This is a genomic window from Synechococcus sp. BIOS-U3-1 (genome assembly GCF_014279975.1).
In the GTDB taxonomy this organism is placed as follows: Bacteria; Cyanobacteriota; Cyanobacteriia; order PCC-6307; family Cyanobiaceae; genus Synechococcus_C.
Window position 1 is genome coordinate 1,727,729 of the sequence record NZ_CP047936.1, and the last position, 24,754, is coordinate 1,752,482.

Consider the following 24,754-nt stretch of genomic DNA (forward strand, 5'->3'; position numbering starts at 1 on the left):
GCCGGGATAGCTACCAGAGAACCTGAGGCGGACAGCAGAAGTCCTAGGACAAACAACTTGAATCGCATAACTACTAGGCAACTCTCCTGAATCTAGCCATCCAATTTTTAATGAATCAATAAAAAGCCCCAGGTGGACTGAGGTAGCTTTTGAGTTCTTTGGCTTGTCAGAGAGGGGCAGTGCGCCGAGAAGGATTGGAAGTTTCATCTAAAAATTATTAGTTATAGCTTAATTAATTGGTGGGTATTTGTTCTTGCAAATCGTCACTATCTCTTGAAATATTTCTTTAAAATCTTGGTCTGCATACTTAACATAGATTAGATCGGCCATACAGTCGCAATACTTTGCTTTCTGAATCTTGTAATCATCTTCCATTTTTTCAGTACCCATGCAGCTCTTTTTAAAGACAACAAACTGATCTGGGGCGACATCAGCAAAGACCGGAGTACCGCTAAGGAGCAGAGCTCCGAGGACCATTGATAATCTCTTCATTGGTTGTTTCTCTTTCTGTCATTAGCATATTACCTGGCTACCGTGTTTCTATCAATAACGGTCTAGGAAATAATGACTGAGACAAAACCAACTGGACTATTAGCTCAATCAATTGGCGCAGGTGGTGGATTTGTTGTTTCTACATCTGACCCTATTACTTATCAGAACATACAGACAGATTAAATCATTAACTTCAATCCTTAATCAACGGTTCTGGAATGATTGCTGCTCCTAACTACCGATGCTCCTGCTGTTAATGACTACGAAAAGGGATCAGGTGCTGACTATCGATGGTGGCGTGCTGAATATTTCTACTCATGCCTCAATTGTCGTCTCTATCCGTTTGCCCTTCCTTATCAAGACGTATTGACTATTCCAAGGCTGGAGGCTGTCTTTGATGAGGATGTTTATGCACAGCTTCAAGCACTCTCTGAAGCCACTGGTAAGAGCCTGAGCCTCCTTACCTCTGAACTAGTTGTTAAGGCACTGGAGGCTTGTAGAGCAGCCACTGATGGAGCATCAGTAATTGATCACCTGAAGCAAGCTCTGAACATGCTCCAAAACGCCAATTCAAACCAGAGCCAGTGTGATCCTCTGTCGCACTCTGTATCGTACAACTTATCTTTCGCGCCTGCTGTAAACCCCTCCCAACACTGCAGTCTCAGCAATACCAACCAGCAACAGATGTTACAGCTGGATGACTGCTGTGCCGCAGAGGTGTTGACTGAGCTCAAACACCTGAGCAGTTCTCATATGAGCTGCTCAAAAGTGCCATCATCCTGACTTGAATCCCTCCAGCATTCGCAGATTTATCTTCACCCTGATCACCGGATACCTGGCGATCTTTGGGTTTCAGCAACTCCCCTACGAGCTTGAGAATCGGTGGCTTGTCCTGATTCCGGTCTTAATCGTTGTTTATATCATTACCGTCTGGCTGGATGGGATATTTTTCAAAGATTCTAGTTTAGACACAACAACTCAACCCAAAACAAAGAAAGCTCTAAAGCAATCATCTAAAAAAGGATTTGGTGAATAAACAGTCAAAACTTACAGCTAAAAACGAACCAAATTAATCTTGGTAAGCACCTGAACTGCCGAGGCGTCCTCTCAGCACAAGAGCGCATTGCGGCGAGCATGAGCAGACTCAAGGGCAGAGCTGGCACCCTGCTTCGTTGTCATTGGCGGCAGGCATAGATGCTCAGAACCCTGCCTTCATCAGTACTCCGAGTTCCAACACGATGGCAATGCGCCTCGGCGGGTGGAGTTCTTGAACCCACATGAATCGTGTAATCGGCCTTCACTCCGCTTGCCAAAACAAAGACAAAAGCTGCCAAAGAAAGCAGAGACGCGATCAACCTTCGCATTGCCTGGAATCAATGAGCTCGATTCTGCCCAATTCCTGATCATCCGGTGGTCGCTTGCGGCGTCAAGCAAACGCCTGACTCAAACCCCTTGACCCACAACCAACCCATACATTAGTACAGGTGTACTGATAACTAGCGGGTCATGGACGAATGGGACTACATCGACGAAAGGGAATTACAAAACTGGAAGGGAGCCCGGATCTGCCTGACCTGCCAGCACTTCACCTACGGAGTAGATGCTCACTGCCGCACGATGGTGGCCTGCACACTCAGGCAGCAGTTGCTTCAGCAGGGAGACCATCTCACGAAGCGCTGCCGACACTGGCATCCCACCTGGCAGGACCAGGCGGGATGGTGTGCGGAATACGGCTGATCAAGTCCAATGCTTGTTTAGAGTCGAGGATCGACCTTCAAAGACCAACCCGGGAGACAGTTTCCCTCACCTGCAGGCATAAACAGGGCGATCAGACTCAACCAATGGTTGGGTTTGCGTAACCATCTGGGTCAAACTACAACGCAGAGCCACACAGTCTTGACACTGGCACGGTTCGTCATCGTGAACACTGGCATGGACCCGGACAGGGTGAAATCGACTGGTCATGGAAAACGACCTTTTCTATGTTGTGACGCGCTCTGCCGATTCCTGCCAGCAGATATCACAATCCTGTGATTGTTTTGCATGAATCGACGATCGGTACCGTCTTCAACAATGGAAGTCGCGGTTCAGGGAGCGATCGACTCAGCCAGATCAATGCTGCTCTGCAGAGCCCCTTCCGCCATGCCAAAGCCAGATCCCGCGATCCAGTCGCCACAGAAACCCACTCGGGCTTGATTGCACCACTGCAGTGCTTTTGGCATTCCTCGGTCCAGAGGTTGAGCAGCTCCCCAGCGCATCACTCCCAGTGAATGAGCGCTGGACGCCAGCCTCTGCAGTGATGGCCAGGGCCGGAGCAGCTCTGGCAACACGCTCAGCAATCGCTGTTCCTGAGCGGTCAGCAACAGTGGCTGTGTTTTGGGTGTAATCAACGCGCCATCATCGAGACCGTGCAGTACAAGGCCGAGGCGACCCTGCTGCTGTCGCTGAAGCACAATGCGTTCTACTCCGAATTGCTGCTGAGCCTGAGGCGTCAGCCAAATCTGTCGAGGGAATGGGTCAAGATCAATCGCCGGAAACTCCAGCATCAGATTCCAGCGGATGGTCGCGTTGAGGCCGGCAATCCAGGCGAGTGCTTCGTCGAGAACAGGATCATGGCCATGAGGAACAGCCTCACGCAACGGCACGTCTTGCCAACCGAGCATTGCAAGCGAACGGGGATGGGCGAGGAGCGTCCCGCTCAGCACAAGTCTCTCCGCGCGAAGCCCACCCGCAAACACCCAGCTCTCCTCAACTCTGGAAAGCGTCTGGACCCGCTCTCCAAAACAGGCATCAACATCCTTTCCACCGTCAGCAAGCAACGTCTCCACCACGGTTGCCATTGTGGGGATGCCACGCCAGCGAGGGCCTCGCAGCAAAGGGTGATCAGGCGCTTCAACAACATCTCCGTGGTGGTCCAGACCCACAACAGGATCGTGGTCAACGCGAACAACGCCGCGATTCTCAAGCGATGTGATCAACTCCCGTAGCTGCCCAGACGGTTCAGCCTGAAAACTCAGGGTTGGGGATCCGTGATCCAAACGCCAAAGAGGATCATCGCGCCGCCGCCTTGTCGCACAGCGTCCACCAGGTCCTCGCCCAGCTTCCAGAATGTGGACGGTCCCGCACCAGCCCCTGCGCCTCAGAGCCGCAACCAGCGCGCAACCGGACAGACCAGCACCGATAACAACGAGATCAACATCCTTGCCTGGCATAGAAACTGATCCAGAAGCCCTGATTCTGAACGAGCTCCAAAAAAAAGACGGGTGGCGGCCCGCCTTCAATCTCCCTAAGCGCTTCCCGGAGCAAGACTCCGCGCCAGCTCTTTATCGCGCCGATCGTTCCCTTACGCATTAGGAATCGATACTCAAATCATGGAACACGATCTGCAAAATTCAAACCCTTCAATAAAGAGCTGCGCAGGCGTTTGGGATCACGAAAGCAGGTCAGCAAAAGGCTAAAAACAAAATATTATTATCTAAAAAGAAGCAAAAACCTTAAAAAAAGAAACTGCAAAAACTTATCTAACTCAGCAACTTCACATTCAAATGGCAAATACAAGAATTAAATACATCATCAAATATCAATTTAACAAAAGGACTTTTACATCAGCACACACAACATTAATCAAGCAACAAATAATTAAGCAGCAAATGATCAAGAAGTAGCTTCAAGGCTTAGAGCCGATGTCATTCTTCGCTCTTCACTGGCCAAGAAATCAGACCACATACCCACCAAAAAACTAAGCGTTGACAACGCACGAACCTGTTCCTGAGAACCCGGCTTGGTGTATTTGAAATCCATGAACATCTGATCAGCGACAGATTGTTGTTCTTTACAGCGTGAATCGATCGACATCAATCAGCCCTTTGCTTTGACGGAAGGCAGGTCGGTGGGCTGCGCAAGCACAAAAACCACACCTGCTGTGATCACAGTGGTGAACGCGATGAGCCCGTAGATGGCAGCGGAATAATCAGTCATCATCAGGCCTATGAAGATCTGTAAAGAAGATAGTCCATTTGTAAAGCTGTGTAACTAGGTGGTTTTGCTCGTCTTCGCTCTCTCCTCATGGAATGTCCTGGGGGGCTGCATGAATGATCAACTCAAAACAGCTGATACCTCAGAGGCGAGGCCTGAGGCAGGGCTTTATGGCTAGGTTTTGAGCTGGCTTTTAACCAATATGACGCGCACGATTGCCGTAAGCGGTGCCTCAGGCAAAACAGGCTTCCGTGTCGCTGAAGAAGTTCGAGCTTCAGGCGATCAGGCAAGGCTGCTTCTGCGACCTGAATCTCAGATTCCATCCTCACTGGAGGGCTGTGAACAGCACCGACTCAGCCTGATGGATGCGAACGCCTTGGACGACTCTCTGCGCGGCGTGGACGCGCTGGTGATCGCGACAGGAGCACGACCATCCGTTGACTTAACGGGACCCATGAAAGTGGATGCTTGGGGCGTCGAGCGCCAAGTCGAGAGCTGCCAACGCGTTGGTGTAAAACGCGTGGTGCTGGTCAGTTCCTTATGCGCAGGGCGTTGGAAACACCCTCTCAACCTGTTTGGCTTGATCCTGGTTTGGAAGCGTGTTGGTGAGCGCAATCTGGAAAACAGTGGGCTCGACTGGACCGTGATCAGACCCGGTGGGCTAAACGAACGTGAGGAGAACCTTAACGAGGAAGGCGTGCTGTGGACTGGAGCTGACAAGCAGGACAGTGATTCAATCCCTCGTCGTCTGGTTGCACGCTGTTGCATCGAAGCCTTGAACACCTCCGATTCGATCGGAAAAATCCTTGAGGTCACCAGTTCCAAGCAGCAGCCCGTGGTGAGCTTGCAAGAAGCAATCGCCAGCTGTTGAGTCGTTAAGGGCAACCGAATCCTGACAACATCGAGAGGGCAGAACGCGAGGCATGATCATGCTCTCCTCCGTTTTGTCGCAGTTCTGTGCCCTGGAAGCCGGCAGAAGCCTGGACTAGCCTCTCTCCCCGATCAGGACGACGTCATTTTCGCGTTGTTCTGCAGGGAGGACGCGGCTCTGAACGCTGGGTTGAACTGGCTTCACTGCTGGAGCCTCAGGTACGACTCAGAGAAAGCTGGACGCAGCTTCAAGACAAGGCGCAATGGCAGAGAGGCTGGCAGCCGATCCCCCCAAACGACTCAGAGGGAATCTGAAGCCAAGGGCTTGGTTGCGATCACGGCAAAAAAAGGATCTCCCTTTGCACCAACCCAACCCAGTGGACCGGATTGCTGCGTCTGCTCAGCAACCAATTGAGGCTTGGGCCAGCCCTGAGCCATCATCACCTCCGCCACGTAGCGAAGGTGGTCGCCATCTCCACCGTCCGTCCAGATCTGAGGGGCTTTCGTGAAGAACATGCGATTGCTAAAGGCACAGATGACCTGCCCCCTTGGTCGGGTGATGCGCAGCAACTCAGCGGCCACGGCCTCCGGCTGCTGAAGATACTGCCAGCCGGCAACGATCAACGTGCAGTCAACACTGGTGTCGTCGAGGGGAAGGGTCTGGTCTTGGTTGAGGTTCTGCACCCAGTGACGATCGAGGCGCGGATTGGCCTTCAACTCCTGAGCATTCAGTCCATGACCGATTACCTGCTCGTAGCGCTGATCCTCCGGCAGGTGACTCACCCAGCTGCTCATCAGATCAAGCACAACTGCGCAGCTGGGGATGCGCTCGCGATAGAGCTGCGTCAAGCGCAGACGAAATGCTGCGTCGAGATGCTGAACAAAACGGGGATCGCCGTAAAAGAGAGCATCATCGCTGTCATCGAGCTTGAAGCGCTCGTTGTCGTTCAAGACCTGCACGACCACGGGAAATTCCTGCTGTCCAAGATCTCGGAAGATAAAGAAACCGGCGACGAAGCGCGTCCCTAATCGCTCGCTAATAAGTAGTTAGTTCCTGTCGTGGTGGTCAAAGAGACAGGCTCTCTAGCAATTGCTTCTGAGCTCGCTGTCCAGTGATGGCATGGGCCGCCATCGCGCCACTTGCGGCCACAGGCGGAATGCCGATACCGGGGAAGGTGCTGGCGCCACATTGAAGAAAACCTCGCAGGGGCGTCTGTACACCTGGGAACAATCCTTTGGCTGCCGACAGCGCTGGTCCATAACTGCCCTGATGCACCGACAAGAAATGACGATGGGTGAGGGGAGTTCCCTCCATCACGATCCGACAGCGGCTGCGCAGATCGGGGATGCGCTGCTCAAGAACCTGCCAGAACACCGAACAGCGCTGCTCACGCTGCTTGTCATAGGCCGCAGTTGAACGTTCCAAACCGCTCCAATGAGACCAGGGTTCGTTAGCGGGTGTATATGCATGCAGAACATGCTGACCAGCAGGCGCCATCGAGGCATCAAGCACCGACGGAATCGACACAACAACGGCATTGCGTTCGGCATTGATCCCCCGTTCCCAGTCTCCAACCCACACCGTATGAATAGGCAGGTCCTCGAGGCCAGTGGCATCAAAGCCCAGGTGCAGATGGAGAAAGGAGTCGCAGGAGGGAGTCTCCAGGCGTTGACGTCGCCAGGAGGGTGATGTGGCTTCAGGCAACAACTGCGCCGTACTCCAGGCATCGGCGTTACTGACCACATACCCCGCAGCAATTTGTTCACCGTTGACCAGCTCGACGCCAACAGCCCGATCACCATCCAATAAGACCTGCTTCACACGCGCTCCAAGGCGCAGGCTGCCGCCATGTTTCTCAAGTCCACGAACCAGGGCTTGCACAACGGAGGCACTCCCGCCCTTAGGAAAATCAAGGCATGCTTCAGGTTCAAACCATTCGCCGAACAGTGTTGCCATCGCTGCCGCATTCGTATCGGCCATAGGCATTCCACTGATCAAAAAGCAAAGCAGATCAACCCAGTGACGCAGAAAGGGATCCTGAAGATGGCGGTCCACCAGCGGACCAAAAGCACCGCTGAGATGGCGCAGAGCCGGTAGATGGGGGAGCAAACGACCGCTACGACGCAAGAGAGGTCCAAGACCGTCGAGCCCACCCGGCGGTAGTGCCAGTAGCGGCAATGCGTCAGCCGCTGCTGCGATGGGCTGCAACACCTCAGCAAAACGACGCCATTCCTCGACCACAGCCGTTCCACGCAGATCAGCAACAACCTGTTCAAAGCCGTCAGCGCCCACCCCTATGCGCAGATGTCCCTCAGGGAACAACACATCCCAGTCTCGATAGGGGATGACCTCGAGAGATTCATCCAAGGCTTTGAGAATTTGAGCCAGCGGGTTGCTGCTTGGCCATCGGCCAAGTCCACTCCAGAGAGACGGTCCTGATTCGAACTGATAGCCCTGCCGCTCAAATCCATGAGCAGCTCCGCCCGGGTGGCCATGAGCCTCGAGAACCAAGACCTCATGGCCAGCTCTGGCACAGAGCGCAGCGCAACAGAGACCACCAATACCGCTGCCGATCACGATCACCTCACACTTGGTGGTCATGGTGTGATCCGCTCGCTGACTGGTCAGTTCATAGCGGGTCGGAGCTCATTCCGACACATGAACATCGGCTGTCAGCAACGCGGCGAGCCGTGATTGTTCACAAACTGCTTCAGTGATCAAAGAGACGCTCTTAAAGCATTGATCGCTCTGCCTCTGATTTTGCTGGGCTTCGCCTGGCTTCAAGAACTAGTGGATCAATTGCTCCTCGGAGGTCGCTGGAACCTGGCGATAGGTCCTGGAACACCCTGGTGGAGCTTATTGACAGCTCCATTCAGCCACCAAGGATTGGGCCATCTATTCACGAACAGCCTGGTGTACTTACCGCTGAGTTACCTCGTGCTGGCCAGAAGCCAAAGGGCTTATCTGAGCATCTGGGTTGCCGTGATTGTGCTGGAAATTCCGGTCTGGCTTGTCTGGCCGGTTGGCTCGCACGGGTTGTCCGGAGTGGTCTACGGGTTATTGGGATATCTAGTGCTGATTGGTTTTCTGGAACGACGTCCTTTGTCGATCCTGCTGAGCACCATCGTTCTGCTGCTCTACGGAAGCGCCTTACCTGGCCTACTTCCCTGGGCATCTCCCAGAGGCGTGAGCTGGATTGGACATGCGTCAGGGTTTTTGGCCGGATTGCTGACCGCACTGGCGGTCCATCGATCACCTGCTCAGCTACAAGACTGATCGCGATCAGCACTCTCTTGTGCAGCTTGGGTTTTGAAAAGGAAACGACTAGAAAGGCGCACCGCGAGAACAGAGGCAGCAGCTCCGTAGCCAATAAAGGTGGCGATCTGACCAAAACTCCCCTCCTGATATAGATCGGCATGGAGGAGCAACCAGTCCACCATTGAGGAAGCAGTGCCCCAGATCACAACCCAGACCGAAACGTAGATCACTCCTCGGGAGGTGTTGTTCAAGACGTGAAAACCTGTGCTGAACCAACGCTAAGCGAACCTCAATCGCGTCTCAGCCAGGGATCGGCACCCACGAACCAATCACCGAGGTCATCAGCCTCGGGGCTGTACTGCTGGTCGGGTTCAGAATTGCGGAGATCCAGCTCTTCGAGAAAGCATTCAAGGCCTTCAAGACGGCGGCCTGCGAGCTGACGTCGCCTGGCCCGACTCAGCCATGAAGAGACGGTGCGATCACATTCGTCGAATCTCTGGAGATCAACACGATCCGAAAGGCTGACGCTTGAATCTTCAGCCATTCTCCTGAGGATTAACTGCAGCTTCAGACGGGTGCTGGTGGTGAGCATGGCCCGAATACTCCGAGCTGTTGACGTTGTGGATTTTCAGAGCGACATCGATGCCAACCAACCAACCCACTGGTTTAGACGGACAAGACAACAATCATTGGCTACAACCATGACAGCGATCAACATTGAGTGAAAGTCGATGAGCGATCAGGAACAGCAAAGACCCGTCGTGATTCAACAGGGAAGCAACGGAATTGGCCTGGTTCTTGCCGCATTGATTGTGGGGGGCGCCATCGTCTATGCCGTCAACATTTGGTCAAATACTCAGCAACAGAAGCTCAGGGCGCCTGCAGAAGCGATCCAGAAAGGCGTTGAATCAGTCAAGGAAGCAATCAAGCCTGCACCTTGAATGGTCTTGATCGGATAAAACCTTCTAAGAACCGAAGCTGACAATCCGGAAAAAGTACATCCAATATTCAAATCATCAATCAGCAAATGAAGAGCTTTGTTGCCATCGTTCTTTCGATCTCAACCCTGTTGGCAGGATGTACCGCATCGGATCGCTTTGAAGAAAAAACTTTTCTGAGCAATGGACCTTACCAACAAGGAACAATCGCGATTAACAGGTCAAAACTTCAGACAGTGGTGACATGGTGCAGCCCAACTCTGCTGCAAATGGCCGTTTACGACGATATTGAAGAGACCTACCCGATGCAATACGAGCGATTGGAAGGGAAGGACCACCCACTTCAGGTCTCTGTGACTGTGTTCCCTCAAGAGTTGCCGTTCAGTTATGCGGAGGCATACAGCACACCAACAGATGTCACTAGTGTCTGTAGCCCCGCAAGCATCCAAACGACCCTAAGCACTGAGACAGGCAACTCAGCGAATCTCGACAAAAGCCTGGGGCAAGCATTCGAGGTCAGAAGCGATAAGCCTGTAGCAGTGAGGGTGGACTGCAATGCAGGCAAAGCTGGCTATTCAGAAATCAATCAATCTCGAGGTCCTGACTATGGAAAGAATGGAGGCGTTGTACTGATCCCGGCAGGCGAATCATCAAAAGTCAAGACAGAATGCAAAACCGATATTTTCTCTATTCAGATCAGTCCAACTCAATCATAAAAAACAAGAGTCCGAAGCCACTGCTCACTATTCAAAGCACTGATTTACTCAGCAGGCAGCACAAGACGATACTCAATCCTCTTGTATCAACGCTCATCAAAGGATTTCAGCACCTTATCAAGCACAATAATGTTCCTCATATGCTGAACTTCTGTAAGACCATTGACTCTCATGAATTCAGCGAGACGATCCGGAAAGTCAATAATCTCGCGACCGGTGCCAACGAACTGGTGAAAAGCTTTCAGCAACTCATCCTTATTATCCGCACGCTGAATGGCACAGCAGCACCAATTGATGGCCGCATGCTCCTGAAGCTGGTGATCTCGAACCTGCAACCTAAGATTTTTTATTGTTGATTTTGTTCTCCTTACATAAAAAGCCCATGCCAGGCCAAGACAAGCCAAAACAATTGTCTGTAACACACATACAAGGCAACTAGAGGCAGACTAATCAAGCGGGAAGGTCATGTCATTTCGCAACACCCTTTGACTCAGAGGCAGACTCATCAATGACAAGTGACTTTTGACTCGGCTCTTGCTCTTCAGCCGACTCTTGAAAGACGATGTCAATTTCAGCGACCCAGGCAACGATCGCAATCAAACCGACAACAGTTCCAACCAATAAAGCAATCCGTCGATTCGACATGTTAATCACTGAGTAGTGCGCTGAGACTAAGAAAAAAGACAAGTTGCTGATGATCACAAAGGGCTATTTGCAGGCCCATTGCCACCAGCTCTGTGCGACCGAAGATTGATCTATTTTCTCCCATTTTCTTTCGCCCCTTTGTTTTATTCCTATTTTTTTACATTCAATGGCATAAGTGAGTACATAATCCTTCTCAACCTCGTCTTTAGGACTGGTCACGAGGACCTTGATCACAACTTGATTGCCCATTCGGGAAAGCACTTGACCGTAGTAAGACTGTTCGTCAGCAGCAGTCGTCATATAATCCCAATTTCCCTTTCTAAGGTCTTTAGCAATAGCCAATGCAGGTAACGCAAGAGCTAAACCAAGAGCAGCAGGAAGAGCGAAACTCATAGCCAGTAAAAAAGACAATGAATTATTAGCAATGGACGGACATTGCAGCTACCGACGTTTTTGATCGACATCTCAGCTATCACTTTAAAGATACGTTCCTTTCAAGCAGCGATGATGTCAGGAGAGGTTTGATTACGTTCGGGCTGTTCAATCAGAAACTGAATTAGCCTCCTTCCATTGACTGTTGGTGGCTGTGCTGGCGAAAAAGATCGCTGGCTTCATCAAGCTCACTGATGTCAGAACTGTCCTGAGTTTTGTCGTCTTGACGACGCTTCTGCTCTCGCTCCTGTTGCTGCTCTTCCCTGCGAACAGCCCGTGCATAGGCATCAGCGGAGTCAGAGCTGAGCCGGCGCTGTTCAGAGCTCATAGACCCTCAGTTCGCACATCCGCCAATCTCTCACCCCGCCAACGGCACTGCAATCATGGCTGTCGATCCTGAGCCGTGATGAACAAGCGCGAAAGGGCCAGAGTGATCCTCGACCGGCTGAACGAGCAGTATCCCGAGACACCGATACCCCTAGATCACAGCGATGCTTTCACGCTGCTGATCGCCGTTCTGCTCAGTGCTCAGTGCACCGACAAGAAAGTGAATGAAGTAACTCCAGCACTGTTCTCTGCTGGACCCACACCCTCTGCCATGGCAGCGCTGGAAGAAACAGAAATCCATACCCACATCCGTCAGCTGGGACTGGCGAAAACCAAAGCCCGCAACGTGCATAAACTCGCCCACATCCTCGTCAATATTCACGACGGAGACGTACCCCAGACCTTTGAAGAGCTTGAAGCTCTACCAGGTGTCGGCCACAAGACCGCAAGCGTGGTGATGGCACAGGCTTTCAATGTCCCCGCTTTCCCAGTGGACACACACATTCATCGTTTGGCTCAGCGCTGGGGGTTGAGCAAGGGCGACAACGTTGTGAAAACAGAGGCTGATCTCAAAGCTCTCTTCCCTCAAGAGCATTGGAATCGACTGCACCTGCAGATCATTTTCTACGGCCGTGAGCACTGCACCGCACGCGGCTGTGATGGCACCGTCTGCAAGCTATGCCGAGAGCTTTACCCCAAACGCCGCAAGCCAGTGATCTGGCGTAAACCCTGATGCAGGCCGAACACATCACTCCACCGATTGCCCTCACCATCGCTGGAAGCGATTCAGGAGGAGGTGCCGGGATCCAGGCTGATCTGAGGGCCTTTATGGCTTTCAGAGTTCATGGCTGCAGCGCTCTTTCATGCGTCACCGCACAAAACACGTGTGAAGTGGTTCGTGTTGATCCGATTCCGCCCGCAGGCCTCAAAGCACAGCTACAAGCCGTCAAAAACGACCTGTCTGTCGAGGCGCTAAAAACCGGAATGTTGCTGAATACAGAGCTGATTCAAACCACCGCAGAGCTGTTAAAGCGCTGGACTATCCCCAAGGTGATCGACCCGGTGATGGTCAGCCGCACAGGTGCTGTGTTGCTCAAAGATGAAGCGATCACAGCGCTTCGCCAAGACCTGCTGCCGCTGGCAACCCTGCTAACTCCGAATCGTCACGAAGCCCAGTTACTCAGCGGTCACGAACTGAGTGACGACAACGACATCGAGACAGCCGCCGCCGTAATCCACGCCCAGGGCCCGGCCGCAGTGCTGATCAAGAGTGGCAGCGATCGTTCCATGGGTGGCCGGGATTTGCTGTTCGACGGGCAACCTCACTGGCTTGAAGGGGTTTGGGTGGACACACCCCATACCCATGGCACGGGCTGCACGCTGTCAGCAGCCATCACCGCCGGACTTGCTCTCGGTCAGGATCTTGACGTTGCGATTACGGCAGCACGTGCGTACGTGAAACGTGGCCTGAAGCAGGCTTTGGCCATCGGTCAGGGGCAAGGACCGATCTGCCACTGGGCAGAAATCAAAGACATTAAAAAAAGTGATTAAGGGCAAAAGTCAATGTGCTGTTACATTGCTAAACATCCGCAACGGTCTCATGAATCAACAGCAAGCAGGCGATAAGTGGTTCCAGGATTCAGCGGCCCGCGCCATCCACGAACAACAGCTGGAGCAGGTGGAACGCTTCAATGGCCGTGCCGCCATGTTGGGCATCGTGATCGGCGTCTTGACGGAAGCCATCACAGGTCAGGGAATCGTCCACCAAATCGGACTCGGTCCTCTGGTTGATGGTTACGCCGCCTGCAGCGCCAAATACCTTCCCTTCTGTTTCTGACCCCGCTGAAGACCTGCAGGTCCCACTCCCCCTGCAGGTCTCACTCCTAGGTTGAAGTCAGTCGAACCAGAGGCATGGCTCGCAAGCGACGCAAACTAAGCAAGGAGATGGAGGCTGAGATCAAGGCAGCCGAAAAGAAAGTGGAGTTTGTCTCAGCAATGATCAGAGACATCCGCGAGGAAGACATTCAGAACGAGTTCGCAGAAGCCTTTGCTCAGGTCCACGCCGCATGCAGCCATCTGGCCGCGCTTTACGTCACCGAGGGGGTGACCGAAGAAAGCGAGGGGACCTTGGCTCTGTACAAAGGCCTACTGGAGAGGTTTGAAGAGGAATACGAGCTCTAAACCTGAGCGACAGGTCCCGACCTCACCCATGGCCGAAGAGCAGGAAGCCGGTACAACCAGTGCATCCAGTTCATTCAAGCCATGGCAGAGCAGGGCCCGACGACCCCTCCGACCTCAGATCCCCGTTGGTTCATTCTGATGATGGCCAGCCGCTGGCCTCTGGCTGTGGTCATCGCTGCATGGGCCGTTGCAGTGGCTGCCATACAAATTCTTCGCCAACCGATCCCGATTGGCTTGCCACTCAATCAGCCATTACCTGTTCGACTCGTCGGCGGCATCACCGTTGACCAACTCACTGCACCAGTCAGAGTGCAAGGCGAAGGGCCTCTGTCGATCGAAGCTGTCAAGGCTCTCCCTGTCACTGGAGACGTGGGAGTTCCCAAAGGTGTCACCGTGACCCAACCTGTCGCGATTAAGGGTGGCGTATCCGTTGAAGGTCCCGTCACGGTGGGAGAAGTGACAGCTCCTGTCAGCGTGAATGGCAGCGACGGAGGTCCTGTCTTAGTCGGCACTCCCGACGGGGAACTGCTGAATGTGACCGGAGGAGTGAAAGTGGATTCTGTGGGAGGCAAGATCAACGTGCAGCTGCGCGACGCCGCCAAATCCGTCCTGCCAATTCCCTGAAGCAATTCCCTGACACAATGCCCACGCCTTTGGACAGCGACCTGAAATCTCTGAATCTTGCAGTGGTGGGGCATCAAGAGTGGGTCACCTTTCTGGAAGTCGACGCACTGCCGAAGCCAGGCAGGATCGGTAGAGCTTGCCGAGATCTCGAAGAACCTGCCGGTGCAGGGGCTGTAATTGCAGTCCAACTGGCTCGCCTCACAGGTCAAAGAGTCCTCTTTTTCACAGCACTCGGCCGAGATGCGATCGGCCAACGCAGCGAACAACGGCTCAGAGAATTGGGAGTTGAACCAGTGGTGGCCTGGCGCGACAAACCCAGTCGCCGCGGAATCAGCCTGATGGATCCCAGCGGTGACCGTGCAATCACGGTGATTGGGGAGCGCTTGATGCCCACGGCTAAAGATGACCTTGGCTGGGAACGGCTTGCAGATTGCGACGGCGTCTTCGTGTCAGCCACCGACTGCGATGGACTCCGTCAGGCTCGTCAGGCCAGAATTCTGAGCGCGACACCAAGACTGGGCATCTCGGTTTTACAGCAGGCATCAGTGCCACTGGACGCACTGATCGGCAGCGCTCTAGACCCAGGCGAACATGTTCCCGAAAACTCTCTTAATCCATCACCCGCCGTACGAATCGCCACGGAGGGTGAGGCCGGAGGCGTGCTGATTCCCGGCGGCCGTTTTGATGCTGTGCAACTGCCAGGCCCGATGGTGGAGTCGTATGGATGTGGTGACAGCTTTGCAGCAGGGGTCACCGCAGGACTGAGCGCTGGTTGGGAGACCCATCAGGCAGTCGTGCTGGGAGCGCAATGTGGTGCCGCCTGCGCCACGCGCTTCGGGCCTTACGGCGAACACTGATCAAGGCCATGCAAAGAATGAAATTTGACTTCTCAAACGAAGAGTTCAGCGAATTAATTACTGCTGCGAAGGAAGCACAGGTTCGCTGGAAAAAAGCCAGAACTTTATGGAAAGTGGGTCATCACGCCTATCTCAAACACAATGAGCAGGAACTGACGAACAACATCAACCGGTTTAAGCAAACCGAGAAAATGCTGCTTGATCGCTACAAAAGCGTGACTGGAAACGACTGGCATTGTTGAGCGGGCAATCACAATGACCTGTGTCAATGCAGAACGACTGAGGCCAAATCTCTGGCGCGCAACAACCAGTCGTTCACACGCTCAGCGGAAGCTGCCTTGAGCTGTCCCGCTTCAACATCGCAATAGAGAGCAGCAATCTGCCATGCGCTGGTATGTGGATCATCCACAGAACGCGGGATCAGATGCAAATGCAGATGTCTGAGACCTTCACCAAACGCGATGGCATCAACACGTTCGCAGCCGATGACCGCACAGACCAGCTGGGGGGCGCGCTTTGCACAACAGTGCACCACTCCCGCGCTTTGTCAGGCGCAATGTTCATCGAACCGCGGGAGCAGGACGGGGATGGTGTCGTAGCAACCAAAGATCGCTGCGTCAGAGCTCATGAGCCGTTAACTCAACCTGATCGCCATGGAGAGCACAGATAGGGCACGAAGCTACGGCTGGCGGAGAAACCATGGGCAGCGGCAACGACCTGAGCTCACTCTGTCTGCGTCCCAGAAAAGGAGGAGGTTTTCGATTGCAATGGGCTCTATAAGACAGAGAAGCAGAGGGGCTTGCCTTCATGTCCATCCGTATTGGCATCAATGGCTTCGGACGCATTGGGCGTCTTGCCTTCCGACAGGCCATGGCCTGCCCCGACGTGGAGGTGGTGGCCATCAACGACCTGATCGATCTCGACTATCTCGCCTACCTGCTGCGTTACGACTCAACGCATCGTCGGTTCCCAGGTGAAATCAAGGTCGTGGACGGGCACTTAATCGTGAATGGAAGCCACATTCGCGTTACTGCCGAACGTGACCCCCGCCAGCTGCGCTGGGGTGACGTAGGAGCCGACTACGTGCTGGAGAGCACCGGGTTCTTTCTCACCGACGAAACAGCACGTCAACACCTAGATGCAGGGGCCAAACGCGTCGTGATGAGCGCTCCCTCTAAGGACGACACTCCGATGTTCGTGATGGGGGTCAACCACAGCTCCTATGCAGGTGAGGAGATCGTTTCGAATGCGAGCTGCACAACGAACTGCCTGGCCCCACTCGCCAAAGTGGTGAACGACCACTACGGAATTGTCAGCGGCCTGATGACCACCGTGCATGCCACCACGGCGACACAGAAGCCGGTGGATAGCCCTTCGCTCAAGGACTGGAGGGGTGGACGAGGAGCAGGCCAGAGCATCATTCCCAGTTCCACAGGTGCAGCCAAAGCGGTAGGTCGCGTGATTCCGGAACTGAATGGAAAACTCACCGGCATGGCCTTCCGAGTACCCACTCCGGATGTCTCCGTGGTCGACCTGACCGTGAATCTGGCCAAACCAGCAAGCTACGAGGAAATCAAAAAAACAATGAAAAATGCCTCGCAAAACGGTCTTTCAGGCATCCTTGGTTACACCGAAGATCCGATTGTTTCCAACGATCTTCTGGGAGAAAGCTGCACCTCAGTGTTCGATGCAGGAGCCGGTATGGCACTGAATGATCGGTTTATGAAACTGGTGGCGTGGTACGACAACGAGTGGGCTTACAGCTGTAAATGCATTGACTTGATGCAGCACATGGCCAAGCATTCTGCTTGAGCCAGAGGGAACAGAAAAGTCAAACTATATTGATTAAAGAGCCCTTTCTAGCTGTTGCATCTCAATCAAGCGTGCCAATGCTTGTTGACATGTCCAGCGCAAGGGAACCCAAGGTGCCGATGAAGAGAGCTCATAAAGAAGGTCCATCTGGTCATAAAGTTTTAACTCAACGCACGCCCATGCCGCTGCAATTCTTGATTTCGTATATTGGGGAGTCGTTTCAGCAAGGGCAGACCGAATAAGATTACTTTTTTCGCTGATTTTACGCAAGCCAACAAGACAACTAAGGTAATAGTGGGTTACATAATCGGACCATAGTCTTTCCTGCATACTCTCAATCAATTCAATACATTCACTGCGATTAATCCGCATCAGGCTCGCTGCAGCACCGTACTGTCGAGCTTCATCGCGATGGCTGAGATTTTGCTCTATGTCAGCAGGATCTGGTCCACACTCCCACTCAGAACGAATATCCAACAACAAAGGATCATCTCGAAGCAGCTGTTGAAACAAAGCCTGGTTTTCAGCTTTTGAAAGAGTCTGATTGGCGTCAACGATCTGCAAAAAACTCTTCGCTCGAAGCGACATGGATACCGGAGCCCGAACCAAAACAGGCAGGAGACTTTCATCCCCAGAATCACCAATATCAATCACCGCAGATCTCCTTTTACCAGCAACCAGATCGTTGAGAGATGCCACTAATGGTTTCATCAAAACAGATTCGCCATAAAGGGAAGCCATATAAGCTCTGGCAGCACCGGAGATCAAAAGACTTTCATGGTCACAACAATCAACGATGCAAGACTTCGAGCGACGACTCTTAATTCCAAGTCTTGTGAAAGTTTGGATCACTGCACGAGTTTGTGTCACTTCCCCATTTAATAATTCCAGAAGACGATCTTCTTCTGCTTCAATGGGGCGCCATCCAATTCTAGTCAAGGCCGACAGTGCATTAATCACGGCCTCAGTGTCACTGCACCCCAAGACATCAAAAAGAGCAGGGATGGATCTTGGATCTTTTCGTCGACCTAAAGCCTCAACAACCTTACGCCTGGTAATTCGGTCAAATAATTCGTCGACTTTGAGCTCATGCGTCGCTCGAATCAAAGCATCAAGCGTTTTATCACTATCAGAAAGCCCTAATCGAGTCGCTGCAAAATAGCGATCAGCTGGCCTTTCAACACAAGCTGTGTCAGCAAAAAGCAGCGAAAGAGCATCAGCCTCTGACAGTCCTTGCACTAAAACATCAAAACGCTCTGCCATAACCAAACAAATGGCTTGAGAAAAGCTATCAGAGAAAAATTCAAAATTTCTCAGAAAAAGCAACTCATAAAACTATTTTGAATAAAGCAGAAACCAATACTTTAAGAAAGAAAGCATCTCACAAATACAAGAAATAAACCACTGAAAAAGTCGAATTCACAAAAACACAATTGCACAAAACCATAAAAACTACTCAGCGCAACATAGCTCCACAAAAAAATATGGAGTCCTAGGCCCTAAAGGATAAAAAAACGATTTAAAGAACTACTTTGAGCGGCGATCGATCAATTCGATGAGATGAGCATCATGCTTATTACAAAACTCAGAAACGCACTCACGCAAGATATGACCGATAGAAACTGATTCGGTATAGCAGAGAAGCTTTAACTTCTTATGCAGATCGTCGCTGAGCTCAAATGTGACTCTTTTCATCTGCAGACAACTGACATGACAAGAGTGCGAAACACGGGAAAGTCCCTTATAAGCACATTTTAGTTGTTTTGATAAGAAATGGATACCGATGATCGTTCAGTTTACAAAGCTAAACAGCAGTATCAAATGGATCTGGTGTCGCCAGTCCTTGACCTGAAGAATCAAATGCTATGAGTGGCTACCGGAAACCAGGTCTTGAGCAACTTGCAAGACCAAAAATGAATCCAAAAGCACTAAGCATTTTGGAGCGTCTGACTTGGCAATTCTCCGAAACTATTGAAGTATCTCCGGGCATAGCGCCCCGCGTGCTTAAAACCATATCGAACAGCAACTTCACGAATCATGCTTTCTTCAGCGACCGACTGGTACTGACATCTCAATAAAGCTCGTCTTGACTCCTCCATACGTACTTGCATCATCATCTCAATAACTCCCATTCCAAAATTTTTCTGACAAACTCGATAAAGTGATGCTTGTGCAGTATCAAGAAATTGGCAGACATCACCCAATGTCATAGGAGCAGACATTTTCTCAGTATCATGAGCTAAACGAACAATCTCAGATAAAAGTGTATGATTTTTAGTTTCACCTTTTTTATAGGCACGTGACCTTCCATCTTCTAAACAACAAATAATGAGATCATAATACTTCGAGGGACTGGATATTCCAGATTGGAGATCTTTTCTTGCCAACCTTTTAAGCTGATTACTCAATTGATCCGAAACTTCCAGTCCCTTATTACTTGTCAGGTTTTGAATACCAACCTGAGCATTACAAGCAATCATTGCCTCCATCAACGAGGCTTTGTCGAGCATGCAAGCAGTCGAAGAACATAGTGGTGAATACTTTCCCCATGATCCACCCGGAGACCCATTGTAAGTATTCAAACCTCCAATACTGTTTGCTTTCATCTCATATCCCTCACAAAGTCCCATTGGAGCAACCGAATTTTTCAGTGGTGTGATCCAATTAAAATCAACTGACCAATCAGTTCCCCATCCCTCATAAAGAAGTGTTTTTGATGCCTTAATTTCCGCAATTGAAATGCCAGATGCCATCGAATGAGTCATGCTGTAACTCCCAGCCCCAGAATCAAACTGTGTAATTCTGGTCAGCTGCCCCAACTCATTCAGAGTTTCTGAGAGCTGAAGAGGATCTGAATAAGGTAGAGATAACTTCATTAGTTTCTGAACCTCAACAAATCAGAGACAAACACAGTCGGCTTACTTCCCTTTTCGATCGTTTCCTCTGGACTCTGGGAGAAAGTTTTGAAGTATAACCTTTTAAAGGTATTCCAATTCTTAAATCCATAATATTCAGAGTTGTTTTTCATTGTAAAATATCGCAAGCCTTTAGGAACATGTGGATTCAAATATGATTTTTTTACTTGTTCCAGTCTGATACTTTTGATCAGTTCAAGGATGCTCATATCGAAATTTGATCGGCAAACGTCGCTCAAAGACTTTTCTTCTGAATTAAGAAATTTAGTGATGTCACTAATACTCAGGGGAGGCAATCCCAGCCTATCTTCATGCAACAACTTGACCAGATCTTCAATCAGATCAGTTTTGTCTGATCGTTCCGTAATAAAATTATCGTGATCAGAGGATTCTTCAAGCGTTGCAATCGCAAGATCATAAAAACTTTGTCCGCACTTAAGGCCATATTCAAAATGCTTTTCGAATAGACGCTTCAACTGTTTGGTGCATTCACTTTCAGAATCAATGCCTATGCACTCTTCTAAACGTGCATAAGCGTTATAAGCATTCATTTGATCAATCTGCTCTTTTAATTTTTCCCACTTCAAGCTCATGCAGCACAAGACTGTGTTCGCGCCAACAATGTCCCATGTATTACCTCCCGCCTTATTCAAACGGTTGAATCCAGCAACGCTTAGATTTCGCATTTTATGGCCGCCAATAACAGTACTGGAGAACGAATCTCGTACTTGATCTCTAATCCAACAGAATGCAACTGAATTTTGATTAGCGTCTTCTTCATATAACAGTGTCTGATTAGACTTGAAAATTTCTAGATGAACATTCTTAATTGGAGCGCAAATTGAACTTGTTATAAGTTCTCCTTTGCTCAACTGTGTGACATTACATTTGAAATTCGATTTTGAATAATATTCAGCATAGTGATTCTGGCAGTGAGTCTCCATGCCAAGCAAGTCGCCAAAAACATATTCCCTTGCTTTCCTTGCCTTCATGTCCGGCGTGGAGCGATCCAAACAAATTTTTGTTCCGTAAATCTATAATGAAGATCTGCAGTCGTCAATCTTTGAGCAAACTTCGAAATCTGAAGACAACAATCTTCTAGCGAGATTCTGCGGAAATAAGCCAATACGTTACAGTTTTTATGGTTAAAGCCTTGTCCGCCGAGCGTTCGCAGCCAGTCTTGAACAATTAATTGTGCAAGAGCAGAACTCATAGTTGTGAGCTCGCGCCAGCAATAAGTGTAATTCTACGATTAGCCATTATTTAGGTCGCTTTTTCAAGTAAAAATGATTGAGATGCAATCATCAGATGAGCAAGTCTGCACTGCATGCTTTTATCGACAGGGCAAGGGTCGACGAAGATTTTAAGTCTCAATTATCTGAGCTTGGGCCACAAGAAATAATTGATTTTGCAACGCAAAGCGGATTTCACTTTTCCGACGAAATCAAAGGTCGGTTTATCAACCGCTGGGCTGGTGTTTACTTCTGTCCACAGGCAATCGAGGTGGGCATTCTTTGCCCTGGGTTAGTCCCGAAAGGATATATAAATCTGATTCACTATGCTCAATCAACCTGCAGTTCGACTGAACTCAAAGAAGAAGAGCATGATTTTAGAGCTGGCAAAAAATACTAAACTTATGCCATTACCAAGCAATTTATACAATGCAATTACTCATAAATCCACTCGTTAATCATTAAAAGGATGCCAACATAGCCTGCTTGCTAAGACCTTTAATTACAGCATGAGTTGTCTTGTCCCAGGTCTTGGAATTAGCTGATTCCGATGAACTGATTGATTCACAAACTCATGAACTAATTGTCCAACAAAAAGCCCCCTCGTGAGAGGGGGCTTTCCGATTCAGTTGACCTGAATCGTTTGTTGATTCCAGATCAACCGATGGCAGGTGCTTGCAGAGCCACAGGTGTGGACTCAATAGCAGCCAGGTCGAGGGGGAAGTTGTGAGCGTTGCGCTCGTGCATGACTTCCATGCCGAGGTTGGCGCGGTTCAGCACATCAGCCCAGGTGTTCAGGACGCGGCCCTGACCATCAAGGACAGACTGGTTGAAGTTGAAACCGTTCAGGTTGAAGGCCATGGTTGACACGCCCATGGACGTGAACCAGATGCCGACAACAGGCCAGGCAGCCAGGAAGAAGTGCAGGCTACGGCTGTTGTTGAACGACGCATATTGGAAGATCAGGCGACCGAAGTAACCGTGGGCAGCCACGATGTTGTAGGTCTCTTCTTCTTGGCCGAACTTGTAGCCGTAGTTCTGGGACTCGCTCTCGGTTGTTTCACGAACCAAGGAGGAGGTCACCAGTGAACCGTGCATGGCGGAGAACAGTGAACCACCGAAGACGCCAGCCACACCAAGCATGTGGAAGGGGTGCATCAGGATGTTGTGCTCGGCCTGGAACACCAACATGAAGTTGAAGGTGCCGGAGATGCCCAGGGGCATGCCGTCAGAGAAGGAACCCTGACCGAAGGGGTAAACCAGGAACACGGCCATGGCTGCAGACAGCGGAGCGCTGTAAGCAACGCAGATCCAGGGGCGCATGCCGAGGCGGTAGGAAAGCTCCCACTGACGCCCCATGTAGGCGGAGATGCCGATGAGGAAGTGGAAGACAACCAGCTGGTAAGGACCGCCGTTGTACAGCCACTCATCAAGAGAAGCAGCTTCCCAGATGGGATAGAAGTGAAGGCCAATGGCGTTCGAGGAGGGAACAACAGCACCAGAGATGATGTTGTTTCCGTAGATCAGAGAGCCAGCAACGGGCTCACGGATGCCGTCGATGTCGACGGGAGGTGCTGCGATAAACGCAATGATGAAGCAGACGGTGGCTGCAAGCAGACAGGGAATCATCAGCACACCGAACCAACCCACATAAATGCGGTTATTGGTGTCGGTGACCCACTGACAGAAATTTTCCCAGCTGCCGCGGCGACCGCTGCGGATTGCAGTAGCCATGAAAGGAAAGAGAACGGATATGAACCAGGCTTCCCAAAGGGTCAGCCGTGATTCGAATCAAGGCTATGGAGATCCTGACTCCTGACCTGGCAATCACATCATTCGAGTCAACTCGCAGCATTCATTCATGACGACTTCATGAAGGCTTCATGAACAAACCTGAAGCAGTTCAGAGCTATCCAGCTGAGTCAACAGGAATCAGGCGGGTGTGCAGCGGTTGCGGTCCTGAATCCATTCACGAGCCTGCTGGGCAAACCCAGCGAGATCGAGCCGCTCCTGCTCTGCAGCCCGCGCCACCAACAGCGGTGCCTGTCGCTTGAGCTCCTCCAGATCGGGCTCAGTGACACCGGCATTGAGGGCCATCCAATCAGCCATGGAAACGCCCACCACACGGGTGAGGTAAGCAGCACTCAATCCCTGCATGGCCCCTGCGGCAATCCAGCTGGCGCCATCAAGCTTGGCCAGCCCGAGTAGCGCCTGGCCACTCAACTCCACAACACCCTGGGCCAGGGCAGCACGGCCCAGCTGCCGGGCCACGACCTGGAGCACCTCGGAACTCCAGGGACAGCTCCAAATCGTGGCCATCTCCTTCACCATCAAGCCATTGCCCACGGCAACAGCCAACAAATCAAGAGAGGGAACAGGTGAAGCGATGACAACCCCAGCCACGATCCACTGACTGCGCTGCAGCAATAGACGGAATCTCTCCCTCCGCAGCGTTTCAAGATCAGCTTGCCAGCACCGATGCAGGTTGCTGAGAAGGCGTTGACGGGTGCCCTGTCGCACCCGTTCCGCACTCAGCAGCTGTTGACGGACCGGCTGGAGCACACCACGCAGTTCGATGGCTGCACCGGACCAAGGGAGCAGGCACTGATGCCATTGCTCAGGCAATTGGCATCGCAAAGCCCCCAGATGGCCTTCAGCAGATCTATCGGCTGAAGAGTGCAGGAGCAGCCAAACCGGACGATCCGCAGGCAGCTGGTCCAACCAGAGCAGGTCCGCAGCTCGCAAGGGCAGAGGCAGCACATGCAGCAGCACATCCAGCTCCTGCAGATCGTCAGGCCAGCACCAGGAAGTGGATGTCACCGGCAACGGCTTGGCCAGGCAGAGATCGAGCGAATTCACTCCAGCCAATGCCTGTTGCAACTCAAGAGTGGCGGGTAGAGCGGATCCCTCAGTCGCCACAACACCGAGACTGATTGGCGCATCGAAGCTTTCGATTCGCCGCAGCTCAGTTTCACGGGGAGAACGCAATCCCTGAAGCCCCAGCGCCACCTCAAGCTCCGCGAACTGATTCAGCACTTCTTCACAGCGCTGAATCCAGCCTTTCAGTGATGCCGGCTCTCTGAAGCTGGGTTGCTTTGGAGGCCTGGACAACCACCACAGACCTGCGGCAGCAGCAGCAACGCCGAGCCCACCCCCAGGAACATGCACCACTTCCGACAGCAGCCACTGACCGGTTCCGATCACGCCGACCGAGAGCAAAACGCGCCGGATCAAACCAGATGTGATGGTTCCATCACCCAACGGCAAGGAGCGGATCAATTGCATCGGAAACGGCACTGGGATCCTCCAGATCTGGCCTTCTTAGCTCACCTCCAGTGATACAGCCCAGAGAATCCGCAGCCTGCAATCGATCAACAAGCTGATCCGGCCTGGCACACACGAAGCCGGCAAGGAGCGTGAGGAGCTGGCATTAGGCGCACGCGAACACGGCCAAGTTGTCTGAAACGGTCAAAGTCACT

The 24,754-nt window shown here is 51.7% G+C and carries 36 protein-coding genes; 18 read left to right on the plus strand and 18 right to left on the minus strand.

The window, feature by feature from the left end:
- Positions 1 to 228: 228 nt before the first annotated feature.
- The gene (locus SynBIOSU31_RS09375) at positions 229 to 477 is read right to left on the minus strand and encodes a hypothetical protein (protein ID WP_186489425.1); all 249 of its coding nucleotides are present in this window, start codon (positions 475 to 477) and stop codon (positions 229 to 231) included.
- 237 nt (positions 478 to 714) lie between these two features.
- Between SynBIOSU31_RS09375 and SynBIOSU31_RS09380 the strand changes: the two genes are divergently transcribed.
- The 3 genes from SynBIOSU31_RS09380 to SynBIOSU31_RS09390 all read left to right on the plus strand — a co-directional run bounded on the left by SynBIOSU31_RS09380 (position 715) and on the right by SynBIOSU31_RS09390 (position 2,229).
- Positions 715 to 1,275: a hypothetical protein gene (locus SynBIOSU31_RS09380; protein WP_186489427.1), complete on the plus strand. Its 561-nt coding sequence runs from the start codon at positions 715 to 717 to the stop codon at positions 1,273 to 1,275.
- 1 nt (position 1,276) lies between these two features.
- Positions 1,277 to 1,528, plus strand: coding sequence for a hypothetical protein (locus tag SynBIOSU31_RS09385; RefSeq protein ID WP_186489429.1), 252 nt, complete (start codon positions 1,277 to 1,279; stop codon positions 1,526 to 1,528).
- Between the two features lie 470 nt (positions 1,529 to 1,998).
- Entirely contained in the window at positions 1,999 to 2,229 is a 231-nt protein-coding gene (locus SynBIOSU31_RS09390) for a hypothetical protein (RefSeq protein ID WP_186489431.1), read from the plus strand.
- Positions 2,230 to 2,579: 350 nt separating this feature from the next.
- Here SynBIOSU31_RS09390 and SynBIOSU31_RS09395 read toward each other — a convergent pair whose 3' ends face one another.
- The 3 genes from SynBIOSU31_RS09395 to SynBIOSU31_RS14810 all read right to left on the minus strand — a co-directional run bounded on the left by SynBIOSU31_RS09395 (position 2,580) and on the right by SynBIOSU31_RS14810 (position 4,473).
- Complete coding sequence (locus tag SynBIOSU31_RS09395) at positions 2,580 to 3,704, minus strand: NAD(P)-binding protein (RefSeq protein ID WP_186489433.1); 1,125 nt, start codon at positions 3,702 to 3,704, stop codon at positions 2,580 to 2,582.
- A gap of 442 nt (positions 3,705 to 4,146) precedes the next feature.
- Complete coding sequence (locus SynBIOSU31_RS09400) at positions 4,147 to 4,347, minus strand: hypothetical protein (protein WP_186489435.1); 201 nt, start codon at positions 4,345 to 4,347, stop codon at positions 4,147 to 4,149.
- 3 nt (positions 4,348 to 4,350) lie between these two features.
- Positions 4,351 to 4,473 (minus strand): hypothetical protein, encoded by a 123-nt coding sequence (locus tag SynBIOSU31_RS14810; protein ID WP_255477470.1) that lies wholly within the window; start codon positions 4,471 to 4,473, stop codon positions 4,351 to 4,353.
- Positions 4,474 to 4,669: 196 nt separating this feature from the next.
- On the opposite strand from SynBIOSU31_RS14810, the gene SynBIOSU31_RS09405 reads away from it, so the two are divergent.
- A complete protein-coding gene (locus SynBIOSU31_RS09405; RefSeq protein ID WP_186489437.1) occupies positions 4,670 to 5,338 on the plus strand; it encodes an SDR family oxidoreductase in 669 nt (222 codons plus the stop codon).
- An 86-nt stretch (positions 5,339 to 5,424) separates the two neighbouring features.
- Entirely contained in the window at positions 5,425 to 5,652 is a 228-nt protein-coding gene (locus SynBIOSU31_RS09410; RefSeq protein ID WP_186489439.1) for a TIGR02450 family Trp-rich protein, read from the plus strand.
- Here the strand turns inward: SynBIOSU31_RS09410 and SynBIOSU31_RS09415 are convergent.
- Together SynBIOSU31_RS09415 and SynBIOSU31_RS09420 are read right to left on the minus strand one after the other, a co-directional pair.
- A complete protein-coding gene (locus SynBIOSU31_RS09415; RefSeq protein WP_186489440.1) occupies positions 5,638 to 6,303 on the minus strand; it encodes a class I SAM-dependent methyltransferase in 666 nt (221 codons plus the stop codon). The two genes, SynBIOSU31_RS09410 and SynBIOSU31_RS09415, sit on opposite strands and share 15 nt — an antisense overlap.
- 100 nt (positions 6,304 to 6,403) lie before the next feature.
- A complete protein-coding gene (locus SynBIOSU31_RS09420; protein ID WP_186489441.1) occupies positions 6,404 to 7,939 on the minus strand; it encodes a phytoene desaturase family protein in 1,536 nt (511 codons plus the stop codon).
- Between the two features lie 138 nt (positions 7,940 to 8,077).
- On the opposite strand from SynBIOSU31_RS09420, the gene SynBIOSU31_RS09425 reads away from it, so the two are divergent.
- The gene (locus tag SynBIOSU31_RS09425; protein ID WP_186489443.1) at positions 8,078 to 8,614 is read left to right on the plus strand and encodes a rhomboid family intramembrane serine protease; all 537 of its coding nucleotides are present in this window, start codon (positions 8,078 to 8,080) and stop codon (positions 8,612 to 8,614) included.
- Here the strand turns inward: SynBIOSU31_RS09425 and SynBIOSU31_RS09430 are convergent.
- Both SynBIOSU31_RS09430 and SynBIOSU31_RS09435 read right to left on the minus strand, forming a co-directional pair.
- Entirely contained in the window at positions 8,599 to 8,847 is a 249-nt protein-coding gene (locus SynBIOSU31_RS09430) for a hypothetical protein (protein WP_186489445.1), read from the minus strand. The two genes, SynBIOSU31_RS09425 and SynBIOSU31_RS09430, sit on opposite strands and share 16 nt — an antisense overlap.
- Positions 8,848 to 8,885: 38 nt before the next feature.
- Positions 8,886 to 9,140, minus strand: coding sequence for a hypothetical protein (locus tag SynBIOSU31_RS09435; RefSeq protein WP_255477182.1), 255 nt, complete (start codon positions 9,138 to 9,140; stop codon positions 8,886 to 8,888).
- A gap of 187 nt (positions 9,141 to 9,327) precedes the next feature.
- On the opposite strand from SynBIOSU31_RS09435, the gene SynBIOSU31_RS09440 reads away from it, so the two are divergent.
- Together SynBIOSU31_RS09440 and SynBIOSU31_RS09445 are read left to right on the plus strand one after the other, a co-directional pair.
- Positions 9,328 to 9,537, plus strand: a complete 210-nt coding sequence (locus tag SynBIOSU31_RS09440) for a hypothetical protein (protein WP_186489449.1) — start codon at positions 9,328 to 9,330, stop codon at positions 9,535 to 9,537.
- 86 nt (positions 9,538 to 9,623) lie between these two features.
- Entirely contained in the window at positions 9,624 to 10,250 is a 627-nt protein-coding gene (locus tag SynBIOSU31_RS09445) for a hypothetical protein (RefSeq protein ID WP_186489451.1), read from the plus strand.
- An 86-nt stretch (positions 10,251 to 10,336) separates the two neighbouring features.
- On the opposite strand, the gene SynBIOSU31_RS09450 is transcribed toward SynBIOSU31_RS09445, so the two are convergent.
- From SynBIOSU31_RS09450 to SynBIOSU31_RS09465, 4 genes are all read right to left on the minus strand, one after another.
- Positions 10,337 to 10,672, minus strand: a complete 336-nt coding sequence (locus tag SynBIOSU31_RS09450) for a hypothetical protein (RefSeq protein WP_186489454.1) — start codon at positions 10,670 to 10,672, stop codon at positions 10,337 to 10,339.
- A 46-nt stretch (positions 10,673 to 10,718) separates the two neighbouring features.
- Complete coding sequence (locus tag SynBIOSU31_RS09455; RefSeq protein ID WP_186489456.1) at positions 10,719 to 10,937, minus strand: hypothetical protein; 219 nt, start codon at positions 10,935 to 10,937, stop codon at positions 10,719 to 10,721.
- Between the two features lie 21 nt (positions 10,938 to 10,958).
- Positions 10,959 to 11,306, minus strand: coding sequence for a hypothetical protein (locus tag SynBIOSU31_RS09460; protein WP_186489458.1), 348 nt, complete (start codon positions 11,304 to 11,306; stop codon positions 10,959 to 10,961).
- 145 nt (positions 11,307 to 11,451) lie between these two features.
- Positions 11,452 to 11,655 carry a hypothetical protein gene (locus SynBIOSU31_RS09465; protein ID WP_186489460.1) on the minus strand — a complete coding sequence of 68 codons (204 nt, stop codon included), beginning with the start codon at positions 11,653 to 11,655 and terminating at the stop codon, positions 11,452 to 11,454.
- A 78-nt stretch (positions 11,656 to 11,733) separates the two neighbouring features.
- On the opposite strand from SynBIOSU31_RS09465, the gene nth reads away from it, so the two are divergent.
- From nth to SynBIOSU31_RS09500, 7 genes are all read left to right on the plus strand, one after another.
- Positions 11,734 to 12,387: an endonuclease III gene (gene nth / locus SynBIOSU31_RS09470; protein ID WP_186489462.1), complete on the plus strand. Its 654-nt coding sequence runs from the start codon at positions 11,734 to 11,736 to the stop codon at positions 12,385 to 12,387.
- A complete protein-coding gene (thiD, locus tag SynBIOSU31_RS09475) occupies positions 12,387 to 13,205 on the plus strand; it encodes a bifunctional hydroxymethylpyrimidine kinase/phosphomethylpyrimidine kinase (protein WP_186489464.1) in 819 nt (272 codons plus the stop codon). Before nth ends, thiD begins: the two co-directional genes overlap by 1 nt.
- A 49-nt stretch (positions 13,206 to 13,254) precedes the next feature.
- Positions 13,255 to 13,491 carry a high light inducible protein gene (locus tag SynBIOSU31_RS09480; protein ID WP_186489466.1) on the plus strand — a complete coding sequence of 79 codons (237 nt, stop codon included), beginning with the start codon at positions 13,255 to 13,257 and terminating at the stop codon, positions 13,489 to 13,491.
- A gap of 74 nt (positions 13,492 to 13,565) precedes the next feature.
- On the plus strand, positions 13,566 to 13,835 hold the full coding sequence (locus tag SynBIOSU31_RS09485) for a hypothetical protein (RefSeq protein WP_186489468.1): 270 nt from the start codon (positions 13,566 to 13,568) through the stop codon (positions 13,833 to 13,835).
- A gap of 81 nt (positions 13,836 to 13,916) precedes the next feature.
- Positions 13,917 to 14,459, plus strand: a complete 543-nt coding sequence (locus SynBIOSU31_RS09490; protein ID WP_186489470.1) for a hypothetical protein — start codon at positions 13,917 to 13,919, stop codon at positions 14,457 to 14,459.
- 17 nt (positions 14,460 to 14,476) lie between these two features.
- A complete protein-coding gene (locus SynBIOSU31_RS09495) occupies positions 14,477 to 15,316 on the plus strand; it encodes a PfkB family carbohydrate kinase (RefSeq protein ID WP_186489472.1) in 840 nt (279 codons plus the stop codon).
- A 17-nt stretch (positions 15,317 to 15,333) separates the two neighbouring features.
- A complete protein-coding gene (locus tag SynBIOSU31_RS09500) occupies positions 15,334 to 15,558 on the plus strand; it encodes a hypothetical protein (protein WP_186489475.1) in 225 nt (74 codons plus the stop codon).
- A gap of 23 nt (positions 15,559 to 15,581) precedes the next feature.
- On the opposite strand, the gene SynBIOSU31_RS09505 is transcribed toward SynBIOSU31_RS09500, so the two are convergent.
- Positions 15,582 to 15,725 (minus strand): hypothetical protein, encoded by a 144-nt coding sequence (locus SynBIOSU31_RS09505; protein WP_186489477.1) that lies wholly within the window; start codon positions 15,723 to 15,725, stop codon positions 15,582 to 15,584.
- Positions 15,726 to 15,752: 27 nt separating this feature from the next.
- On the opposite strand from SynBIOSU31_RS09505, the gene SynBIOSU31_RS09510 reads away from it, so the two are divergent.
- Positions 15,753 to 15,986 carry a hypothetical protein gene (locus tag SynBIOSU31_RS09510; RefSeq protein ID WP_186489479.1) on the plus strand — a complete coding sequence of 78 codons (234 nt, stop codon included), beginning with the start codon at positions 15,753 to 15,755 and terminating at the stop codon, positions 15,984 to 15,986.
- Between the two features lie 137 nt (positions 15,987 to 16,123).
- Entirely contained in the window at positions 16,124 to 17,128 is a 1,005-nt protein-coding gene (gene gap, locus SynBIOSU31_RS09515) for a type I glyceraldehyde-3-phosphate dehydrogenase (RefSeq protein WP_186489484.1), read from the plus strand.
- Positions 17,129 to 17,161: 33 nt separating this feature from the next.
- Here the strand turns inward: gap and SynBIOSU31_RS09520 are convergent, their stop codons facing one another.
- From SynBIOSU31_RS09520 to SynBIOSU31_RS09530, 3 genes are all read right to left on the minus strand, one after another.
- Positions 17,162 to 18,454, minus strand: a complete 1,293-nt coding sequence (locus tag SynBIOSU31_RS09520; RefSeq protein WP_370593619.1) for a HEAT repeat domain-containing protein — start codon at positions 18,452 to 18,454, stop codon at positions 17,162 to 17,164.
- Positions 18,455 to 19,056: 602 nt separating this feature from the next.
- Positions 19,057 to 19,881, minus strand: coding sequence for a helix-turn-helix domain-containing protein (locus SynBIOSU31_RS09525; RefSeq protein ID WP_370593620.1), 825 nt, complete (start codon positions 19,879 to 19,881; stop codon positions 19,057 to 19,059).
- 122 nt (positions 19,882 to 20,003) lie between these two features.
- Positions 20,004 to 21,035: an AraC family transcriptional regulator gene (locus tag SynBIOSU31_RS09530; protein WP_186489487.1), complete on the minus strand. Its 1,032-nt coding sequence runs from the start codon at positions 21,033 to 21,035 to the stop codon at positions 20,004 to 20,006.
- Between the two features lie 316 nt (positions 21,036 to 21,351).
- On the opposite strand from SynBIOSU31_RS09530, the gene SynBIOSU31_RS09535 reads away from it, so the two are divergent.
- Entirely contained in the window at positions 21,352 to 21,675 is a 324-nt protein-coding gene (locus SynBIOSU31_RS09535) for a Nif11-like leader peptide family natural product precursor (protein WP_186489495.1), read from the plus strand.
- A gap of 257 nt (positions 21,676 to 21,932) precedes the next feature.
- On the opposite strand, the gene psbA is transcribed toward SynBIOSU31_RS09535, so the two are convergent.
- Together psbA and SynBIOSU31_RS09545 are read right to left on the minus strand one after the other, a co-directional pair.
- Positions 21,933 to 23,009: a photosystem II q(b) protein gene (gene psbA / locus SynBIOSU31_RS09540; RefSeq protein WP_186489497.1), complete on the minus strand. Its 1,077-nt coding sequence runs from the start codon at positions 23,007 to 23,009 to the stop codon at positions 21,933 to 21,935.
- A 198-nt stretch (positions 23,010 to 23,207) separates the two neighbouring features.
- Complete coding sequence (locus SynBIOSU31_RS09545; protein WP_186489499.1) at positions 23,208 to 24,560, minus strand: YcjF family protein; 1,353 nt, start codon at positions 24,558 to 24,560, stop codon at positions 23,208 to 23,210.
- Positions 24,561 to 24,754 lie beyond the last annotated feature (194 nt).

Excerpts from the sequence above, each read along its gene's own strand:
- SynBIOSU31_RS09530 (WP_186489487.1), bottom strand. The coding sequence starts at position 21,035 with ATGAAGGCAAGGAAAGCAAGGGAATATGTTTTTGGCGACTTGCTTGGC.
- SynBIOSU31_RS09485 (WP_186489468.1), top strand. The coding sequence starts at position 13,566 with ATGGCTCGCAAGCGACGCAAACTAAGCAAGGAGATGGAGGCTGAGATC.
- SynBIOSU31_RS09400 (WP_186489435.1), bottom strand. The coding sequence starts at position 4,347 with ATGTCGATCGATTCACGCTGTAAAGAACAACAATCTGTCGCTGATCAG.
- SynBIOSU31_RS09535 (WP_186489495.1), top strand. The coding sequence starts at position 21,352 with ATGAGCAAGTCTGCACTGCATGCTTTTATCGACAGGGCAAGGGTCGAC.
- SynBIOSU31_RS09545 (WP_186489499.1), bottom strand. The coding sequence starts at position 24,560 with ATGCAATTGATCCGCTCCTTGCCGTTGGGTGATGGAACCATCACATCT.
- SynBIOSU31_RS09525 (WP_370593620.1), bottom strand. The coding sequence starts at position 19,881 with ATGGCATCTGGCATTTCAATTGCGGAAATTAAGGCATCAAAAACACTT.
- SynBIOSU31_RS09390 (WP_186489431.1), top strand. The coding sequence starts at position 1,999 with ATGGACGAATGGGACTACATCGACGAAAGGGAATTACAAAACTGGAAG.
- SynBIOSU31_RS09480 (WP_186489466.1), top strand. The coding sequence starts at position 13,255 with ATGAATCAACAGCAAGCAGGCGATAAGTGGTTCCAGGATTCAGCGGCC.
- SynBIOSU31_RS09405 (WP_186489437.1), top strand. The coding sequence starts at position 4,670 with ATGACGCGCACGATTGCCGTAAGCGGTGCCTCAGGCAAAACAGGCTTC.
- SynBIOSU31_RS09435 (WP_255477182.1), bottom strand. The coding sequence starts at position 9,140 with ATGGCTGAAGATTCAAGCGTCAGCCTTTCGGATCGTGTTGATCTCCAG.
- SynBIOSU31_RS09420 (WP_186489441.1), bottom strand. The coding sequence starts at position 7,939 with ATGACCACCAAGTGTGAGGTGATCGTGATCGGCAGCGGTATTGGTGGT.
- SynBIOSU31_RS09500 (WP_186489475.1), top strand. The coding sequence starts at position 15,334 with ATGAAATTTGACTTCTCAAACGAAGAGTTCAGCGAATTAATTACTGCT.
- SynBIOSU31_RS09445 (WP_186489451.1), top strand. The coding sequence starts at position 9,624 with ATGAAGAGCTTTGTTGCCATCGTTCTTTCGATCTCAACCCTGTTGGCA.
- SynBIOSU31_RS09495 (WP_186489472.1), top strand. The coding sequence starts at position 14,477 with ATGCCCACGCCTTTGGACAGCGACCTGAAATCTCTGAATCTTGCAGTG.
- psbA (WP_186489497.1), bottom strand. The coding sequence starts at position 23,009 with ATGGCTACTGCAATCCGCAGCGGTCGCCGCGGCAGCTGGGAAAATTTC.
- SynBIOSU31_RS09490 (WP_186489470.1), top strand. The coding sequence starts at position 13,917 with ATGGCAGAGCAGGGCCCGACGACCCCTCCGACCTCAGATCCCCGTTGG.
- thiD (WP_186489464.1), top strand. The coding sequence starts at position 12,387 with ATGCAGGCCGAACACATCACTCCACCGATTGCCCTCACCATCGCTGGA.
- SynBIOSU31_RS09375 (WP_186489425.1), bottom strand. The coding sequence starts at position 477 with ATGGTCCTCGGAGCTCTGCTCCTTAGCGGTACTCCGGTCTTTGCTGAT.
- gap (WP_186489484.1), top strand. The coding sequence starts at position 16,124 with ATGTCCATCCGTATTGGCATCAATGGCTTCGGACGCATTGGGCGTCTT.
- SynBIOSU31_RS09510 (WP_186489479.1), top strand. The coding sequence starts at position 15,753 with ATGTCTGAGACCTTCACCAAACGCGATGGCATCAACACGTTCGCAGCC.
- SynBIOSU31_RS09395 (WP_186489433.1), bottom strand. The coding sequence starts at position 3,704 with ATGCCAGGCAAGGATGTTGATCTCGTTGTTATCGGTGCTGGTCTGTCC.
- SynBIOSU31_RS09440 (WP_186489449.1), top strand. The coding sequence starts at position 9,328 with ATGAGCGATCAGGAACAGCAAAGACCCGTCGTGATTCAACAGGGAAGC.
- SynBIOSU31_RS09465 (WP_186489460.1), bottom strand. The coding sequence starts at position 11,655 with ATGAGCTCTGAACAGCGCCGGCTCAGCTCTGACTCCGCTGATGCCTAT.
- nth (WP_186489462.1), top strand. The coding sequence starts at position 11,734 with ATGAACAAGCGCGAAAGGGCCAGAGTGATCCTCGACCGGCTGAACGAG.
- SynBIOSU31_RS14810 (WP_255477470.1), bottom strand. The coding sequence starts at position 4,473 with ATGATGACTGATTATTCCGCTGCCATCTACGGGCTCATCGCGTTCACC.